Genomic DNA, 14957 nt, shown 5'->3' on the forward strand with positions numbered 1-14957 from the left:
TTCCTGTTCGCTCGCTCTCACGCGGTGGCTACCCGATCACTTCGTCCTGTTCGCCAAGCGTGATGACTCCTTCTTCTTCAAGTGCGCGGACAACTTCAACGACTTCCTGCTGTGCTTTTTCTACGTCACGCACTTTGACTGGTCCAAGGAATTCCATCTCTTCTTTGAGTGTGTCGGAGGCACGTTTTGACATGCAGCCAAAGAATTTTGCTTGTAGGTCGGCATCTGCCCCTTTGAGGGCAATCGTGAGGGCTTTTTTATCGACCCGTTTCAGAATTTCGGTAATGCCCTGATCGCCAAGCATCCGTATGTCGTCGAACACGAACATCATGTCGCGTATTTGTGCAGCCAATTCCGGTGCCAGTTTTTCCAGTTTTTCGAGTGTCGTTTTGCTGGTAGAGCGATCCATGCGGTTGAAAATTTCGGCCACGGAGCGTACGCCACCAATTTCGACGTTGTAGGAGGTGAAGGCGTCCAATTTTTCCTCCAAAACAGTGGAAATTTTCTTGACGACTTCAGGGGAGATTTCGTCAAGATTTGCCATACGAATGGCAACTTCCGGTTGCAGGTTTTCGGGCAGTGCGGCGAGTGATTCTGCCGCTTGGGTCGGGTCAAGGTGTGCCATAATAAGCGCAATAGTTTGTGGGTGTTCGTTCTGAATGAATTTAGCCAATTGTGCAGGATCGACTTTTTGCAAGAAGGCAAATCCGCTGGATTGTTCCAAAGCGCGTGTTAAACGGTCGATGATTTTCCGCGCTTTTTCCGGCCCCAGTGATTTGTTCAGAATTGATTTCGCATATTCCAAGCCACCTTTTGTTAAATAGCCTTTGGCCATCGACATTTGGTGGAATTCGTCGAGTACCTGATCGACGGTTTCTTGTTCGACGTCACGCATAAGAACGATCTCTTTGGAAATCTCGCCAACTTCTTCGTCGTCAAGGTTTTCAAGGATCAGTGAACCATAATGGTCGCCCAAAGCAATCAAAAGAACCGCGGCTTTTTGATAGCCCGAAAGCATGTCATAGGTAACGCCCATTATGCTCCCTTGCCTTCTTCTTTAATCCATACGCGCACCAATTGCGCCGCCATGGCTGGATTCTCTTCCACCAATTCCGAAAGTTTCTTTTTGATGACTTTTCCGCGCACTGCGTCGACGGAAAGCGAAGACTCGGAATCAATTTGATTTTCCATTTCTGATTCAAGTTCGGAAAGTGTTTTGGGGAGTTTTGTCGGGATAATGGTTTTTGGTTTCTTTTCGCCCGTACCAAAAGTACGTTTGATTTCATCTTCAGGGCGCGTCATATCAACAACCCAGCGCATGACAGGCCGGACGACAAACAAGAACGTAAACAGGAAGAAAAGGAAAATCCCAAGGTACTTCAGGAGTTCAGTCCACACGTCTTGCATCTCCATGATTTGATCAAACATCCCTTTCGGAGGGGTGCCAAATTCTAAGCTTGTTACGACAACGCGGTCGCCACGGTCTGGAAGATAGCCGATAGCGCTCTGCACCAGCTCGGTAATTTTCGTAAGCTCGGCTTCGTCACGGGCTTGATAGACAAGCTGGTTTTTGCCATCGTCATTCAACTGGTCAACGTACCGTCCATTGACCGCGACGCCAACAGTAATGCGCTTAATTTGCCCACGACTTCTGACGATATGGCGCGTTGTTTTGCCAACTTCATAGTTGATGGTTTCCGCTTCTTTGGAGCGTTGACGGCTAATGCCTGCTTCAGGGTCTTCTTGATCGGCAACGTTGGCGCGTACGCCTGGGATACCCCCCTCGACGTTGCGACCGATTTCTTGCTCGTTAATGCGCTGTTCGGAGCGGACGACGTTTTCGGGATCAAACGTTTCTATTTGCTCTTCAATCTTATCGAAATCGAGTTCAACCGTAACATTTGAAAACGCATTGCCCTGACCAAGGATACTCACAAGCAAGTTATCGAGTTGCCCTTTCAGCTTGCGCTCTACATCCTTTTGATAGGTGAGCTGTGTAACGGTGAGCGTATTTTCTTTATCACGCTCTTGAATCAGTTCATTCAGAATACGCCCTTTATCATCAATGACAACGACGTGCTCCGGTTTCAGCCCTTCAACTGATGAGGCAACAAGGTGGATAATCCCTTTTACTTGCGGACCGCTTAACGTGGAATACTTGACCAACTTCAGCGCAACACTTGCTTCTGCCGGTTTTTCCTGATCAATAAACAGGGATTTTTCCGGCAGGGCAATGTGCACACGGGCGTTTTCTATCCCATCAATCGCCATAATCGTGCGCGCTAATTCTCCTTGTAGGGCGCGGCGAAAATTGACTTTTTGGATGAATTCGGTCATCCCGAGGCTGGTATTGTCAAAAATCTCAAACCCGACACCACCGCCTTTGGGCAGCCCTTGCTGCGCTAAGTCAAGTCGTGTCTGGTATATTTTATCGCTTGAAACCACAATGGCTGAGCCTTCGCTGGTCAGCTGATATGGGATGCGCATTTCGGTGAGTTTACTGGTGATCTCGCCTGCGTCTGCAGTGGAGAGGTTGGAATACAATATTGATTGTCCCGGTTTATTGGAAACGGCGGCCCAGATTATCAACGTCACAATCGTAATCACGGCAGCGGCCAATGTTAAGGCAATAGTAATCTTTTGTGGCAAGGAGAGCTTATCGAAGAGTGTTTTTAGCTGACTGACAAGATCTTGTATGGAAAACTTCATGGCAGACCGCTCACAGGAGAAAATTTCTACTGAAGTTAGCACCAGTCCGAAAAGTTTTCAAACAGAAAAAATTGCGGACACACGCTAAACTTGTGTCCGCATAACTTCCTGGTAAGCATCGACTATTTTATTACGAACCTGCATCATCATTTGCAAGGAGACGCTGGCTTGTTGCATTTTGATCATTGTGGAGTGAATATCTTTCGACTCACCCGCCATAAGTTCACTAATAGCGTGATCTGCATCTTTTTGTGCGACGACCACTTCTTTCATGGACTGTTTAAGGAATTCGGAAAATTGTGGCGAATCCTTGCCGATTTCCTCCAGAGACGGCTTCGCTTTTTCAAGCTCGGCAGTCGGTTTTGTCATCTGAAGAATCGGCATCCCGCCTATGTTGAGGCTGCTCATGGCTTACCCCTTCCCTATTTCAAGAGCCTTGTTGGCCATTTGTTTGATCGTTTCAATGATGGTGATGTTCGCTTCATACGAACGGCTGGCAGTTACCATATCGGTCATCTCTTCCACAATGTTGATATTAGGAAACGCAACGTACCCTTCTTCGTCCGCATCCGGGTGTGATGGATCGTAACGGAGTGTTGGCGGATCGGTGTCCTCTATTATAGCCTGAACCTTAACCCCTTCAAGCTTTTCTCGCCACACTTCATCAAAGGACGTGGGAAAAAGTGATTGCATGAATTCGCGAGGCTTGTCGGCATCGATGGACTGTGATTTGTAGACAAGATCTTTTCGCTTATAGTACGTGCCGTCTTCAGTGCGGGTCGTATGCGCATTGGCCATATTACTCGAAATAACGTTCATCCGCTGACGCTGCGCAAAGAGGGCTGAACCGGTGATTTTTAATCCGTCAAAAAAACTCATGGTTATTTCCCTTCACGAATAGCGTTTTTCAGCCCTTCGATTTTCTTGGCAACGATTTGCGATGCGGCATTAAACATCATCGAGTTTTCGATCATATTTCCCATCTCTTTTTCCAGCTCAACATCATTGCCGTCATTGCGAACCGTTTGATTATTTTGCAGATCAATATATGGCACGAAAGGGATTAACCCATTGTCTGGCAAGTGATCGGGATGAGTTTTTGCCATTGGCATTAACTCTTTGTCCGCTTTGCTGCCGAATACTGCTTCGCGCAATTGGTCTTCAAACACCAATTTCTTTGCCTTGTAGTTGGGGGTTTCAGCGTTGGCTATGTTCGAGCTAATGATATCCTGGTTGCGCGAGCGTAGATCCATTACGGTACTGAGTATCGGAATTGTGCCTCGCGAAAACATGCTGTTGATGAACATAGTCGCCCCCTTTCTTGCAGGAAAAAGATATGCAGAAAACGTGCCATCTGCACGTGTCAGTCAATGTGAATTCCCATCGCGCGGTACTCTTTGATTTTATTGAGGAGCGTTCGACTGGTGATTCCAAGCAGATCGGCCGCTTTTGTGCGGTTGCCTTGGCACTGTTCAAGTGTTTTTAGAATAAGTCTTCGTTCCATATCCTGTACGCTGGTTCCAACGCTGACGGTAAGGCTTTCGCTGCCCGCATGATCGGGTGCATAACTGGCGACACCCTCGGTTGCGGCAACTTCAGGCACGGCGGTGGTGACGTTTATTTTTTCTTCACTGAGCGGATTTGGTGCAAGGATGCCATGTAAGAAAAGTTTTTCCGGCGTCAACCATGGTTCACGACTAATCACAACGGCACGTTCGATAATATTTTCCAGTTCGCGCACATTACCTGGCCAATCGTGTGCCATTAACGCGGCAATTCCTTCTGGGGTGACCCCTTCTATCGCTTTATGGTTACGCGCATTGTATTTTGCGACAAAGTGAGTAACTAATTGCGGAATATCATTTTTTCGCTTTCTGAGTGGAGGAATCTCTATAGGGATGACATTGAGACGATAGTAGAGATCTTCGCGGAATTCGCGTGCCGAAATAGTTTCCAGCAGTCGCCGATTGGTGGTGGCGACAATGCGGACATCAACCTTGACGGCTTTACTGCCGCCTACGCGATCAACTTCTCCTTCTTGCAAAACTCGTAAGAGTTTTGACTGAAGGTGGAGTGGCATTTCTGTCACTTCGTCAAGTAAAAGCGTACCGCCGTCAGCCTGTTCAAATTTCCCTAGCTTACGTGCCGTGGCTCCCGTAAAAGCCCCTTTTTCATACCCAAAAAGCTCGCTTTCAAGCAAGTTTTCTGGGAGTGCGGCACAGTTGATGGCAACAAACGGCTTGTGTGCACGTGAACCACTATAGTGTACCATTTTAGCAAACAGCTCTTTGCCCGTTCCCGATTCGCCGCTCACAAATACATTGGCGCTCGAATTTGCCACATCGCGCGCGAGCTGAACTAATTCTAGGGTGCGTGGATCGCACGTAATGATGGTCACGGTATCACTTTTAGGTTCGCAACGTGGCTCAGGAGTTTCCGCTGCGGTGGCCTCTTCGTGAGCGACCGTAGCGTCAGTATAGAGGAAAATCCGTTCAAATATTGCTTCGAGTGCTTCCGGAGAAAACGGTTTCATCAGGTAATCAAAAGCACCAGCTTTCATCGCATACACGGCGGTGTCAACGGTTGCGTAGGCGGTCATGAGAACGATAGGGAGTCGCGGGTAGATATCTAACGCACGTTGCAGGAATGCGACGCCATCCATAACTGGCATGCGCAGATCGGTTATGACCGCATCAAACGTATTTTCAGAGAGTTTTTTGAGAGCATTTGATCCGTCGAAAGCGGTAATTACGTCATATCCCGCTCGCACCAGCGTTTCGCGGAGAGCAAGGCGCATTTGATCTTCGTCGTCAACTACCAAAATCCGCTTTCTTCCGTGGCTCACCATATTTGCTCCTCATTGGGCGAATTTCCGTTTGATTGTATATAGTTTAAGCATTTTGTCAAAATAAAGAAAGGCGGCTAAGGGTGTCCCTTGCCGCCTTTTTCGTGCGTAATGCTTTTTAGCCCCGGATATCGACACCACCGGGACCAACAACTCCCTGGCCGATTGAGTTCATCATCTCTATCATGGCTTCACCTTGCTGCTGCGCAACATCCATCGTTTTTTTGGCCATTGTGACGGCGTACTCTTGCGAAACCCGTTGTTGGCTCATGGCAGTTGCTTGGGCTGCAATTCCAGAAAGATCGGACATGATGTGCCTCCTTGCTTGGTCGTTATGCCGTTGTTTCTACAAAAATAAAATAGCCGGCATATATCCTTTTCGTCCCGCAGGGAGGAGAACTTAAGGAAAGGCGCTACCGCTCCATGTGCTCTAAAACATCCCGCGATTTTTTTACCGACTGTAAATAGACGGCAGAGATGGCGTCAGGGTTTACCCCAAGCGGCTCGCATATTGATTCACATAATGGCCAATCGGCCTGTTCGTACGCTTCTATGAGGCGCAGCAAATTGCCTAGTGTTCCGATGCGTTTTAACAGTGCCCACTTCAGATCTTCTGCCAGCGGTAGGTCGGCAAGGAGTTCAGCGAGTGGACGTCCCATGAACGTATCAATCAGTGAAAAAACTCCTACCAGATAGGCGCTATCAGGAGGTATCGCTGTTTTTGCTGATTTAGCGAGTAAATCGCAAAAATGTCCGCGAATCAGCGTGAGTTCAATGAGTTCTTTGGGAAGCCCTTCGCCCATTTGTCCGAGCGCTACTACAGATGACCATTTTTGAACATTACTGAGTCCCAGGAGTCGTATCGCTTGGCCGACTGAAGTTACTTCGGTTCGCAAGCTGAAAACAGCCGAGTTAATCAGTTTCAGGAGTTTCATAGAAAGCGAGACATCTTGGCGGATAATCTGCTCCAACTTCTTCATGTCAACATCAGGGCGATTGATTTCTCGCATTAAATTCATGGAGTTTAACTTGTTAGGGCCAACGTCTTTTACTTCTGTAAGAGTTGGGCGACTGAAAAAATAGCCCTGAAAGTACTCATATCCCATCGCTTTTGCCATTTCAAACATTTCTCGTGTTTCCAGTTTTTCGGCAAGAAGTTTGATGTTTTTTCCTTCTACTCGCTTGGCGGTCGCTTCCCACTCTTCTTTCGGCGACAATAAACAATCGACTTTGATAATATTGGCAAGGTCTACCAGTGGCTGCATGGATGGCTTGTATTCGAAGTCATCAAGCACGACCATGTACCCATTCTCGCGCAAGTTGCGGCAGGCGGTAAGTATTTCCGGAGTTGGCTCGACATCTTCGAGGACTTCGACATGGAGTAATTCTTTTGGGAAAAGTGATGCCACATCGCTGATGAGCAGATTAGCGGTAAAATTAATAAAATAGCGCTGTTGCCCCGTTAAATTTGAAAGATCAAGTGAGTTAAGCGTTTCGGCAAGAACCTTTGCGGTTGCCTTGTCTCCGTCAGAGTAATCATATATTTCGGCGCCATCTATGCGAAATAACAGCTCGTAGGCATATACTTCCATATTGAGGTCGAATATAGGTTGCCGCGCAATAAATATATTCATCAGAGTCTCCACTTGACGATTTTCTAAGGGATATTACCATGTGAAAATCACAATAAAGTCCCTGCTGTAACGTGATTAAACCCTTTTTTGCGTCTAGAAGTTCAGTAGACATTTCCGAAATAATCGTGTACCAAGCCACTATTATTTTTTGAAAGGCTTTATATGTCGCCAGTAAATCCACAGTTTTTTGATGATATTGCGGAAGTTGAAGACCAGATTTTCACGATTCTTGATCGTTTTTTGCGCAAATACCCCCAGTTGCAGCTTGAAGGGATCGCCCTCGATTTTGACGGTGACGAAGGTGAAGAAGATGCACTTATCGGTGTTTCCCTTGAAATAAGCGAAGCACTGTAACTCAGGGAACTGTTTTTTATTGAAAGAGTAACTTGTGAAAGGTATGCTGCTTCTGGATTGGGAATAATCTTTGGTGGGGGTGATTATGCAAACAGATACTCTTTCTTTTTATAGCAAACATTTAAATGTTCTCTATGTGGAAGATGAAATTTCGGTGTTGAAAGCAGCGGAGAAACTTCTTTCCTTATATTTCAAAAATGTAGAGACCGCATCGAATGGGAAAATAGCGCTCGAAAAATATCAACCAGCGTTGCATCACATAGTTATTACCGACATCAACATGCCAATTATGAACGGGCTTGAGTTTATCAGGCAGATCCGCAAAATAAACCCAAGTCAACTTATTGTGGTCACCTCGGCACATAATGAAGCGGATTACCTGTGCAACCTGATCGCTCTTGGCGTTGATTTTTACCTTATGAAGCCGTTTGAAAATGAAGCGATTGTTAATACCCTTACGAAAGCCGGCTCAAAGCTCTTTCACGAAAAACGTTACGCTTATATGCGTCAAGTCATTCAACAAAATGGCGGATTATCGCAATCGAAAGCATTACTCAGTACGACCATCGACACGCTGAGTGCAATGCGTGATGAACTTGTTGTTGACCCCATGGCGATAGAGAGAGTGATTGAAAGCTTAGGTTCTATTGGTGGCACGCTCGACTATATTGATCAACTTTTTGTGGAAAACATTGAATAGCCAATAGCGCCACTCAAGTTTTTTTTGTCGCCAACCGATACATCGACATAACTCCATGGAGGGAGGGTAGTGTCATGGTAGGGATAGGGACAATTCTGTTAGTGTGCTATTTCTTGGTTCTTGCGGCTTCATTTGCTATGTACGTTGCTGGTGGTACACTGTAGCGGACACAAGTGAATATGCACTGACAAAAAAAGCGGGCGAGTATGCCCGCTTTTTTTGTCAGTGTACAGACGCTCAGAGTGCTTTGTGCTCTGACAGCAAGAACATCAATGGCAGCTCGAGTCGTTCGCGCCAAGCCGCTTCTGAGTGCTCGGCGCCGTCAAATTTGCACGTTATCCAATCTTCATTTTCCACATATCCCGCCAGACGGATTCGTCTATCAACGACCTGCTGATAGGCTTCATACGGCGCATCGACCCCTTCCGTTCCAAAATCAAAATAGAGCCGATGCGTTCCCGCAGGTGGCAAGTGATCAGCCAAATAGACCTCCATTTTTCCTGCAACGGCTGGCCAGTGCGTTGAAAGTGCGGCTACGCCACCAAATACGTGTGGATATTCGCACAGGCCGTAGATGGAAATAATGCCACCCATACTGGAACCCAGCAGAAACGTATTGTTTTGATCAGAAAGTGTGCGGTAATGCATATCAATAAAAGGCTTTAGCTCGTTAACGAGAAAGGCGAGATAGGTATCGCCTTTTGGTGTTCCCCATTCCTGTTGGTACGCGCGCTGCTCTACGTGACTCAGAGCGTTTTCAAAAACCCGCGTGGCATCGTATTCGTTATAACGTTCCGGTGTATTCCAAATGCCAACGACAATTGCTTCGCGGATGGCACCTTCGGCAATCAGCCGTTCCATGGTTACGCCGAATCCCCAATCGACCCCAGCAAAAGAGGTTGCTGGGTCAAACAAATTCTGCCCATCGTGAACGTACAGAACCGGATAGCGCTGGTATGCGTTGGTGGCATAGTGTGGTGGCCGCCAAATAGTGATATGGCGTGGCGCGCAGGTTGCCGAGGGAAAGTTGGAGTGCTGAACGAGCGTTCCATGCGTAGGAGTATGACGTGGTGGGTCGATATCAATTGCGAGTTGTGGCAATCCTCTTTCGCGTAACAGATGCGCGACGAGGCAGCGATAGTGATCAAGTTGGTCCTGCGTCGTGGCTTCAAAACGACACGAAAGCGCGGCGCGTGTAGTACTGGTTCGCAGTAATACCCATCCTTCGTGAAACACGATGCGGAGCCCATCAACCGTGATGACATCGCGAATACCGTACTGTTTGCGGAACTCAGGGGAAGCACAGTCAAGAGTGAGCGCTTCAAAAAAGGTTTGCAACGACGGCACGGGCGCAAAAACATAGAGTTCGGGGGTGTTGACCACTGTTTGAAAAGGGGCAATATATTCGCCTATTTCCGCTTGGTGGGTACGAAAAAAATTGCCAAAGCGGCACGCTGCGTACAGCGCATCGTCAAGCGCCGTAGTATCATCGCCAAAGAAAATATGGCCACTTAATTCCCCGGCAAGGAGGGCGTGCTGCTCAATCATCTGTGTGCGGAGCAAAGAGCGACCGGTCTTCCCGAACATTGCCTTGATCCCAAGTTCGTGCAGCTGGTCAAAGAAAACCTGCGAGAGTTTACAATCTCCAATGGCGGTTATGGCATCTGGCCGTTGCGAACGGATATCACATGCCAGTAGCAAGAGGAGTTCTTCCATGCGCAAGCGGCCGTGGCCGCCAAGAATAACCGCCAGCCGATCGCCATCGCCATCAAAGGCAAAGCCGATATCAAGTTTATGCGTGGCGACATACCGCTCGAGTGTCATCAGATTGGTGGCAATCGCCGGATTAGGGTGATGATCAGGGAAATGACCATCGGGGACGCAAAAGAGTTCGTGTATTTCGGCACCAAGCAAACGGAGCACGTGTGGTGCGATGATGCCACAACTGCCATGTCCCCCATCAATCGCAATGCGCAACCCATCGAGGCGAAAGGGTTTATTGGTTAAAAAATCACGGTATTGCTGGTGTACTGTTTCGCGCGCGATGGTGTCAGTCGGAAGTGAAATTTTATGCGGAGCATTGACGAAAGCTTGTACCGCACAGGAAGCAATCTGTTGTAAATCGCTTTGGGTAGGGATTTCACCGCGCAGTGTCAGTTTGAGTCCATTGATTTCCGGCGGGTGATGACTGCCGGTTATCATCAGCGAGACGTCAAAGCATGGTGTCGCGTAACGCGTCGCAAAGGCGGCGATAGGCGTGGTACATAACCCACCAAAATGAATAGAGCTTTGTGGCATTTGCTGGTGCAAAGCGCATAAGACATCATGGGCGATGCGCGGCGAATGGAGTCGACTATCGTGACCGACAAAGAGTGTTGGAACCGCAACGCCGCGCCCATGCAGCCACTGCGCTATCCCGCATACGATTGCCTGAATGGCAGCCGTATGGAGTCCGGCGCGGGCGTCACCGCGAATATCACTGATACGAAATATCGTTTGGTCGAGCGTGGCAACGTCCATGGTCAACAGTTAGCGAGGGAACAATTTGCGGATTTTGGGTTTTTCTTCGCCTGTTTTTTCAGATGAATCCGTTGGGATGGGTGGCATTGATTGCGAACGATTTTCGGCAAAAATCGCATCAAGTTCTTTGGGAAAATACGCCTGACCCTGAATTTTTTCGTCAAAAATCGAATAGGTGGCGACCACTGCATCGTTTGAAATCAACACTGACGTGCGGTTCCCTTCAAACACCAACGTACAGGCAAGGCACTCGTTTTCGTAACTCCATGGTGGTTGTGTCATCGGGTTAAAAATGAGAACGACTTGTTTTTCGGCATTGAAATATTTGTCAGCAATGCCGGTACAAAGTCCGCGCGTTTTATCGACGACAAGGTAGGCGGAGCCGTAATAGCGAATAAAGCCTTCAAAAATATCGAATTTTTCCATGACATCTCCCTCAGTATGATCATTGAGCCGCATAGCGCATGATGCCGCGTGCAATATGTTCTGCAAGTAATTCGCGATAGGCAGGACTCGCCAGTAATTCCCCTTCGCGTCGATTCGAAATAAAGCCCACTTCGAGCAAAATTGAGGGCATTTGCGCTCCGATAAGGACATAAAAAGGTGCTTTCTTCACCCCTTTATCGGGAATATCAGGATAACGCTGGCGCACACCATTTACAAGTTGCCGGTGTACGGCTTGCGCCAGTACGGTTGACTCGCTGATTTTTGAATTCATCATCAAATCTTTTAAAATACCTTGCAAGTCACTGACACTTTTTTCACTGATGGCATTTTCGCGTGCCGCCAATTCCATCGCTTCCGGGTCGGTAGCAATGTTCAGGAAGTACGTTTCAATCCCAAATGCTTTGGTATTACGGCTCGCGTTCGCATGGATCGAGATAAACATATCGGCTTTTTTCGTATTCGCAAAGGCTGTCCGTGCTTCTAGTGGTAAAAAAACATCCGTTGTACGAGTGAGGAGAACGTCAAGGGTGGAATGGCGACGCAAGTAGTCGGCTACTTTCAGTGAAAGATCGAGCACAACATCCTTTTCGCGCAACCCGCGATAGCCTATTGCGCCTGGATCACGGCCGCCGTGGCCAGCGTCGATCACCACGCGGTTGACGTGCAAGCCAAGTTGACGCGCTAAACTCATGGAGCCGCCGGAAAGAGTTGGCGTAAGCGAAGCAATTTGGGTGGAGCTGCTGCTTGGAGTTTGTCCTGGGCGGAGTTTCCCTTTCGCGTCGACGACGGGAACGGCGGTCGATGACGAAGTGGACGGTTCAATTTTTGATGGTGTTGCCACCGCTGCGGTGTTCATTGCTCCCGATGTCTGCTGTGTTTTCGCAACTGTGTTGCTGTTCAAGTCAATAACTAAGCGGGTTGGATTTTTGAGCGTGAAAACATTAAAATCATCAACCGTGTTGATGTCAAATACCACACGGAGCGTATCGCGATCAAAGCGGGCAGCGCGGATCGCCGTCAGTTGCGTATTATTAAGGGTGATATTGTCGAGATTGTCATCCTTGTCGACCCCGAAAATATCGATAAATAAACGGGGAGGCTTGCCAAGCACACGATCTTCGCGAAGCCAGTGCCGCTTAAAAGAAACTTCTGCATTGTCATCTGAAAAGCGGAGCACAGCGCGGGTATAGTCATCATTCGAATAGGTATCAATGTTGATAAGGCGCGCGGAAGAATTGGATGAAGTGTTGGCTGGTGCGCTTGATTTTGCGGGAGCCTGCACTACGCTGGGGGGGGATCCGGCTACCCGGTTGTTAATACTTTCAATCCGCTCACGGGCTTTTGCCACCATATCGCCAGAAGGAAACCGATTCAGTACCTGTTCGTATTGACGTAAGGCAAGCACTAAATCACCTTTTTCGATCTCGTACACCTCGCCAGCCAAAAACGCACCATCATCAGCTAAGTTGCTTTCTGGATAACGATTCGAGAGCGTACGGAACGTATTTAACGCTTGCTCTAAATCGTAGGTTTTAGAAGAAAGGCGATAGAGTTTCAGGTACGCATGCGCCGCATGGTACATCGCTTTCGGTGCATTCTCACTGCGCGGGAAGTTAAAGTAGAAATACTCGAATCTTTCGATAGCATTCAGCCATGAAGAACGGTATTGCACTGCGCTGTTCTTTTCCAGCGCGCGATAATAGTTGATGGCGTTCTGATAGTATTCCGTTTCGTAATTGCTACCCCATGCAGGAGTGACCATCAAGAGCAGAATGAGAATCAATCCCCGCATACAACGCCGCACAATCCCCCCTTTATTTTTCGGAAACGCCATCATAGCGATATTCTCCTACAGTCTCAATAACTTATCATGCAAGAAGTGTGCAAAAAGCAATATGTCAGGGGGGTAACTGGCCGAGCGTAAACCACGCGTTTCAGAACCATCGCAATATTATGTCACAATCGGAAGACAAAAAAAGGTGGGCAGAAGCCCACCAGGATTACTATTTTCTCTTCTTCGTACGTTGGCCGAAATATTTGGTAGTAACGGTAAGAATACTCTCCAACCAAATGACCGCCAAAACGCCAAGAATAACGAGCGTTATGTCAATTTTCTCATCTCCGAACACATTCATGGATTATAAACGGAAAAACCTAACCGGCACCGGAAGAATGTTCAGACATGCAATTTCTCATCTCCCCAAAGTTTGGTCGATCATATTGGGGGGCGAGATGTTTGTCAAACAGCTCTAGCAAGCAATGCGATGCCAAATCTTCTCTTCTCTCGTCTTCGCTGATCAAAACTCAGTTTCTCTTGCCTTCCCGGCTCTCTATACAAAAAATATTGCAGGCAATACGGCAAAATGCCACCATGATCCATGGAAAAAACTTATACTCGCACGCTGCTGGGCAACCCTACGAAACATCCAGCCGCCATATTGAAGGAGAAAAACCCATGTGCGAACTGCTTGGCATGAGCGCCAATGTGCCAACCGATATATGCTTTAGTTTTCGTGGACTGATGCAGCGCGGTGGCTGCACCGGGCCGCATCGTGATGGATGGGGGATTGCGTTTTATGAAGGGAAAGGGCTGCGTTGTTTTCACGATCCGCAGCCAAGTGCCGAATCTCGGTTGGCGCAACTTATTGCGGATTATCCCATCAAAAGCGGTATTGTTATCAGCCATATCCGTCAGGCCAACGTGGGTGGCGTTTGTCTGGAAAATACCCATCCGTTTAGCCGTGAATTGTGGGGTTCGCCATGGACGTTTGCCCATAACGGTCAGTTGAGTGCTGAATTGTTCCAGCTTCCGCTGGGGTTTTATGAGCCGACAGGATCTACCGACAGCGAATATGCGTTTTGTTGGATGCTGGGCGAAATCCGACGCCAGTTTCCTAAGCGGCCATCAAACCTTATTGGCGTTCAAAAACTTATCCGTGAATGTTGCGAACAGCTCCGCTTATTGGGGGTCTTCAATATGCTTTTAAGTGAATCGACCCACTTGTTTGCCTACTGCACCACGAAACTGACATGGATTACCCGCTGCTCACCCTTCAACCAGGCGCAACTGCGTGACTGTGAAATGGCGGTGGATTTTCAGGCCGTGACGACGCCCAACGATGTGGTCACAGTCATTGCCACGGAACCGCTGACTGATAATGAAGTTTGGCACCCGATGCAATGTGGTGAATTACTGGTGCTGGTTGAGGGAGAAGTAGCGCTGATGGGTTCTGCGTAAAAAGTTTCCCCACAAGAATTGACCACCGCTTGACAATATTGCGCTTCGGTATATTGTTTGCATTCGTGCTGTGCCGAAGCGTAGGCAAGCGAACAAAATCCACAGAAAGGGGGGCAAAGCAAAATGAAGATAGTGCGCACACTGATATTTGTCGTGGCCGTTTTCTCGCTCCTCTTTCAGGGAATCGGTGCACCCTTGGCATTTGCTGCCACGCAAGGAGAATCGCCGACAGCGATTTCTATGCCTGACCATGCTCATAGTGAGGCACACCATCACGGCCATCATGCCGTTCAGGAAGAGTTTGCTGAAGCCGCCTCAGACTTCTGCCACGATGGCACCAACCCCTTGTGCGGCGATTGCATCTGCCACACCCTTTCCACATTTCACATCCCTTTCCAGCTTGCTCCACAAGAGATTCACAACACTCACCTAGCGCCACTCCGCGAGGTTCAACCCCGTATTTTTGTCAGTGTCAATCCGCGCCCTCCACAAGCATCCTGAGTTTGTTCG

The 14957-nt window shown here is 48.1% G+C and carries 15 protein-coding genes; 4 read left to right on the forward strand and 11 right to left on the reverse strand.

The window, feature by feature from the left end; translation table 11 throughout:
* Positions 1-28: 28 nt before the first annotated feature.
* The 8 genes from fliG to P304_RS0108325 all read right to left on the reverse strand — a co-directional run bounded on the left by fliG (position 29) and on the right by P304_RS0108325 (position 7188).
* Positions 29-1036, reverse strand: a complete 1008-nt coding sequence (gene fliG / locus P304_RS0108285) for a flagellar motor switch protein FliG (RefSeq protein WP_027390163.1) — start codon at positions 1034-1036, stop codon at positions 29-31.
* The gene (fliF, locus tag P304_RS14730) at positions 1036-2709 is read right to left on the reverse strand and encodes a flagellar basal-body MS-ring/collar protein FliF (RefSeq protein WP_051321538.1); all 1674 of its coding nucleotides are present in this window, start codon (positions 2707-2709) and stop codon (positions 1036-1038) included. Before fliF ends, fliG begins: the two co-directional genes overlap by 1 nt.
* A gap of 84 nt (positions 2710-2793) precedes the next feature.
* Positions 2794-3117 carry a flagellar hook-basal body complex protein FliE gene (gene fliE / locus P304_RS0108300; protein WP_027390164.1) on the reverse strand — a complete coding sequence of 108 codons (324 nt, stop codon included), beginning with the start codon at positions 3115-3117 and terminating at the stop codon, positions 2794-2796.
* Positions 3118-3120: 3 nt separating this feature from the next.
* Entirely contained in the window at positions 3121-3588 is a 468-nt protein-coding gene (gene flgC / locus P304_RS0108305; RefSeq protein WP_027390165.1) for a flagellar basal body rod protein FlgC, read from the reverse strand.
* A gap of 2 nt (positions 3589-3590) precedes the next feature.
* On the reverse strand, positions 3591-4016 hold the full coding sequence (gene flgB, locus P304_RS0108310) for a flagellar basal body rod protein FlgB (protein WP_027390166.1): 426 nt from the start codon (positions 4014-4016) through the stop codon (positions 3591-3593).
* A gap of 56 nt (positions 4017-4072) precedes the next feature.
* Positions 4073-5557, reverse strand: a complete 1485-nt coding sequence (locus P304_RS0108315) for a sigma 54-interacting transcriptional regulator (RefSeq protein ID WP_034764829.1) — start codon at positions 5555-5557, stop codon at positions 4073-4075.
* Positions 5558-5672: 115 nt separating this feature from the next.
* Complete coding sequence (locus P304_RS0108320; protein ID WP_027390168.1) at positions 5673-5864, reverse strand: YjfB family protein; 192 nt, start codon at positions 5862-5864, stop codon at positions 5673-5675.
* 103 nt (positions 5865-5967) lie between these two features.
* Positions 5968-7188 (reverse strand): EAL and HDOD domain-containing protein, encoded by a 1221-nt coding sequence (locus P304_RS0108325; RefSeq protein ID WP_027390169.1) that lies wholly within the window; start codon positions 7186-7188, stop codon positions 5968-5970.
* A 162-nt stretch (positions 7189-7350) separates the two neighbouring features.
* Between P304_RS0108325 and P304_RS0108330 the strand changes: the two genes are divergently transcribed.
* Both P304_RS0108330 and P304_RS14735 read left to right on the forward strand, forming a co-directional pair.
* Entirely contained in the window at positions 7351-7542 is a 192-nt protein-coding gene (locus tag P304_RS0108330; RefSeq protein WP_027390170.1) for a hypothetical protein, read from the forward strand.
* 85 nt (positions 7543-7627) lie between these two features.
* Entirely contained in the window at positions 7628-8242 is a 615-nt protein-coding gene (locus P304_RS14735; protein ID WP_034764833.1) for a response regulator transcription factor, read from the forward strand.
* A gap of 237 nt (positions 8243-8479) precedes the next feature.
* Here the strand turns inward: P304_RS14735 and P304_RS16220 are convergent, their stop codons facing one another.
* From P304_RS16220 to P304_RS14745, 3 genes are read right to left on the reverse strand one after another with little or no spacing between them, the layout of a single operon-like run.
* Entirely contained in the window at positions 8480-10762 is a 2283-nt protein-coding gene (locus P304_RS16220) for an alpha/beta hydrolase-fold protein (protein WP_051321539.1), read from the reverse strand.
* Positions 10763-10771: 9 nt separating this feature from the next.
* Positions 10772-11188 (reverse strand): hypothetical protein, encoded by a 417-nt coding sequence (locus P304_RS0108345; RefSeq protein WP_027390171.1) that lies wholly within the window; start codon positions 11186-11188, stop codon positions 10772-10774.
* 19 nt (positions 11189-11207) lie between these two features.
* A complete protein-coding gene (locus P304_RS14745; protein ID WP_027390172.1) occupies positions 11208-13046 on the reverse strand; it encodes an N-acetylmuramoyl-L-alanine amidase in 1839 nt (612 codons plus the stop codon).
* 618 nt (positions 13047-13664) lie between these two features.
* Between P304_RS14745 and P304_RS0108360 the strand changes: the two genes are divergently transcribed.
* Both P304_RS0108360 and P304_RS0108365 read left to right on the forward strand, forming a co-directional pair.
* Positions 13665-14447, forward strand: a complete 783-nt coding sequence (locus P304_RS0108360) for a class II glutamine amidotransferase (RefSeq protein WP_027390174.1) — start codon at positions 13665-13667, stop codon at positions 14445-14447.
* Between the two features lie 123 nt (positions 14448-14570).
* The gene (locus P304_RS0108365; protein WP_027390175.1) at positions 14571-14948 is read left to right on the forward strand and encodes a hypothetical protein; all 378 of its coding nucleotides are present in this window, start codon (positions 14571-14573) and stop codon (positions 14946-14948) included.
* The last annotated feature ends 9 nt before the right edge of the window (positions 14949-14957 follow it).

Origin of the sequence: Chrysiogenes arsenatis DSM 11915 (assembly GCF_000469585.1) — a bacterium.
GTDB classification, from domain to species: domain Bacteria; phylum Chrysiogenota; class Chrysiogenetes; order Chrysiogenales; family Chrysiogenaceae; genus Chrysiogenes; species Chrysiogenes arsenatis.

What these genes read in the sequence shown, in the direction of transcription:
- fliG (WP_027390163.1), bottom strand. Translation starts at nt 1,036, where the DNA reads ATGGGCGTTACCTATGACATGCTTTCGGGCTATCAAAAAGCCGCGGTT.
- fliF (WP_051321538.1), bottom strand. Translation starts at nt 2,709, where the DNA reads ATGAAGTTTTCCATACAAGATCTTGTCAGTCAGCTAAAAACACTCTTC.
- fliE (WP_027390164.1), bottom strand. Translation starts at nt 3,117, where the DNA reads ATGAGCAGCCTCAACATAGGCGGGATGCCGATTCTTCAGATGACAAAA.
- flgC (WP_027390165.1), bottom strand. Translation starts at nt 3,588, where the DNA reads ATGAGTTTTTTTGACGGATTAAAAATCACCGGTTCAGCCCTCTTTGCG.
- flgB (WP_027390166.1), bottom strand. Translation starts at nt 4,016, where the DNA reads ATGTTCATCAACAGCATGTTTTCGCGAGGCACAATTCCGATACTCAGT.
- P304_RS0108315 (WP_034764829.1), bottom strand. Translation starts at nt 5,557, where the DNA reads ATGGTGAGCCACGGAAGAAAGCGGATTTTGGTAGTTGACGACGAAGAT.
- P304_RS0108320 (WP_027390168.1), bottom strand. Translation starts at nt 5,864, where the DNA reads ATGTCCGATCTTTCTGGAATTGCAGCCCAAGCAACTGCCATGAGCCAA.
- P304_RS0108325 (WP_027390169.1), bottom strand. Translation starts at nt 7,188, where the DNA reads ATGAATATATTTATTGCGCGGCAACCTATATTCGACCTCAATATGGAA.
- P304_RS0108330 (WP_027390170.1), top strand. Translation starts at nt 7,351, where the DNA reads ATGTCGCCAGTAAATCCACAGTTTTTTGATGATATTGCGGAAGTTGAA.
- P304_RS14735 (WP_034764833.1), top strand. Translation starts at nt 7,628, where the DNA reads ATGCAAACAGATACTCTTTCTTTTTATAGCAAACATTTAAATGTTCTC.
- P304_RS16220 (WP_051321539.1), bottom strand. Translation starts at nt 10,762, where the DNA reads ATGGACGTTGCCACGCTCGACCAAACGATATTTCGTATCAGTGATATT.
- P304_RS0108345 (WP_027390171.1), bottom strand. Translation starts at nt 11,188, where the DNA reads ATGGAAAAATTCGATATTTTTGAAGGCTTTATTCGCTATTACGGCTCC.
- P304_RS14745 (WP_027390172.1), bottom strand. Translation starts at nt 13,046, where the DNA reads ATGATGGCGTTTCCGAAAAATAAAGGGGGGATTGTGCGGCGTTGTATG.
- P304_RS0108360 (WP_027390174.1), top strand. Translation starts at nt 13,665, where the DNA reads ATGTGCGAACTGCTTGGCATGAGCGCCAATGTGCCAACCGATATATGC.
- P304_RS0108365 (WP_027390175.1), top strand. Translation starts at nt 14,571, where the DNA reads ATGAAGATAGTGCGCACACTGATATTTGTCGTGGCCGTTTTCTCGCTC.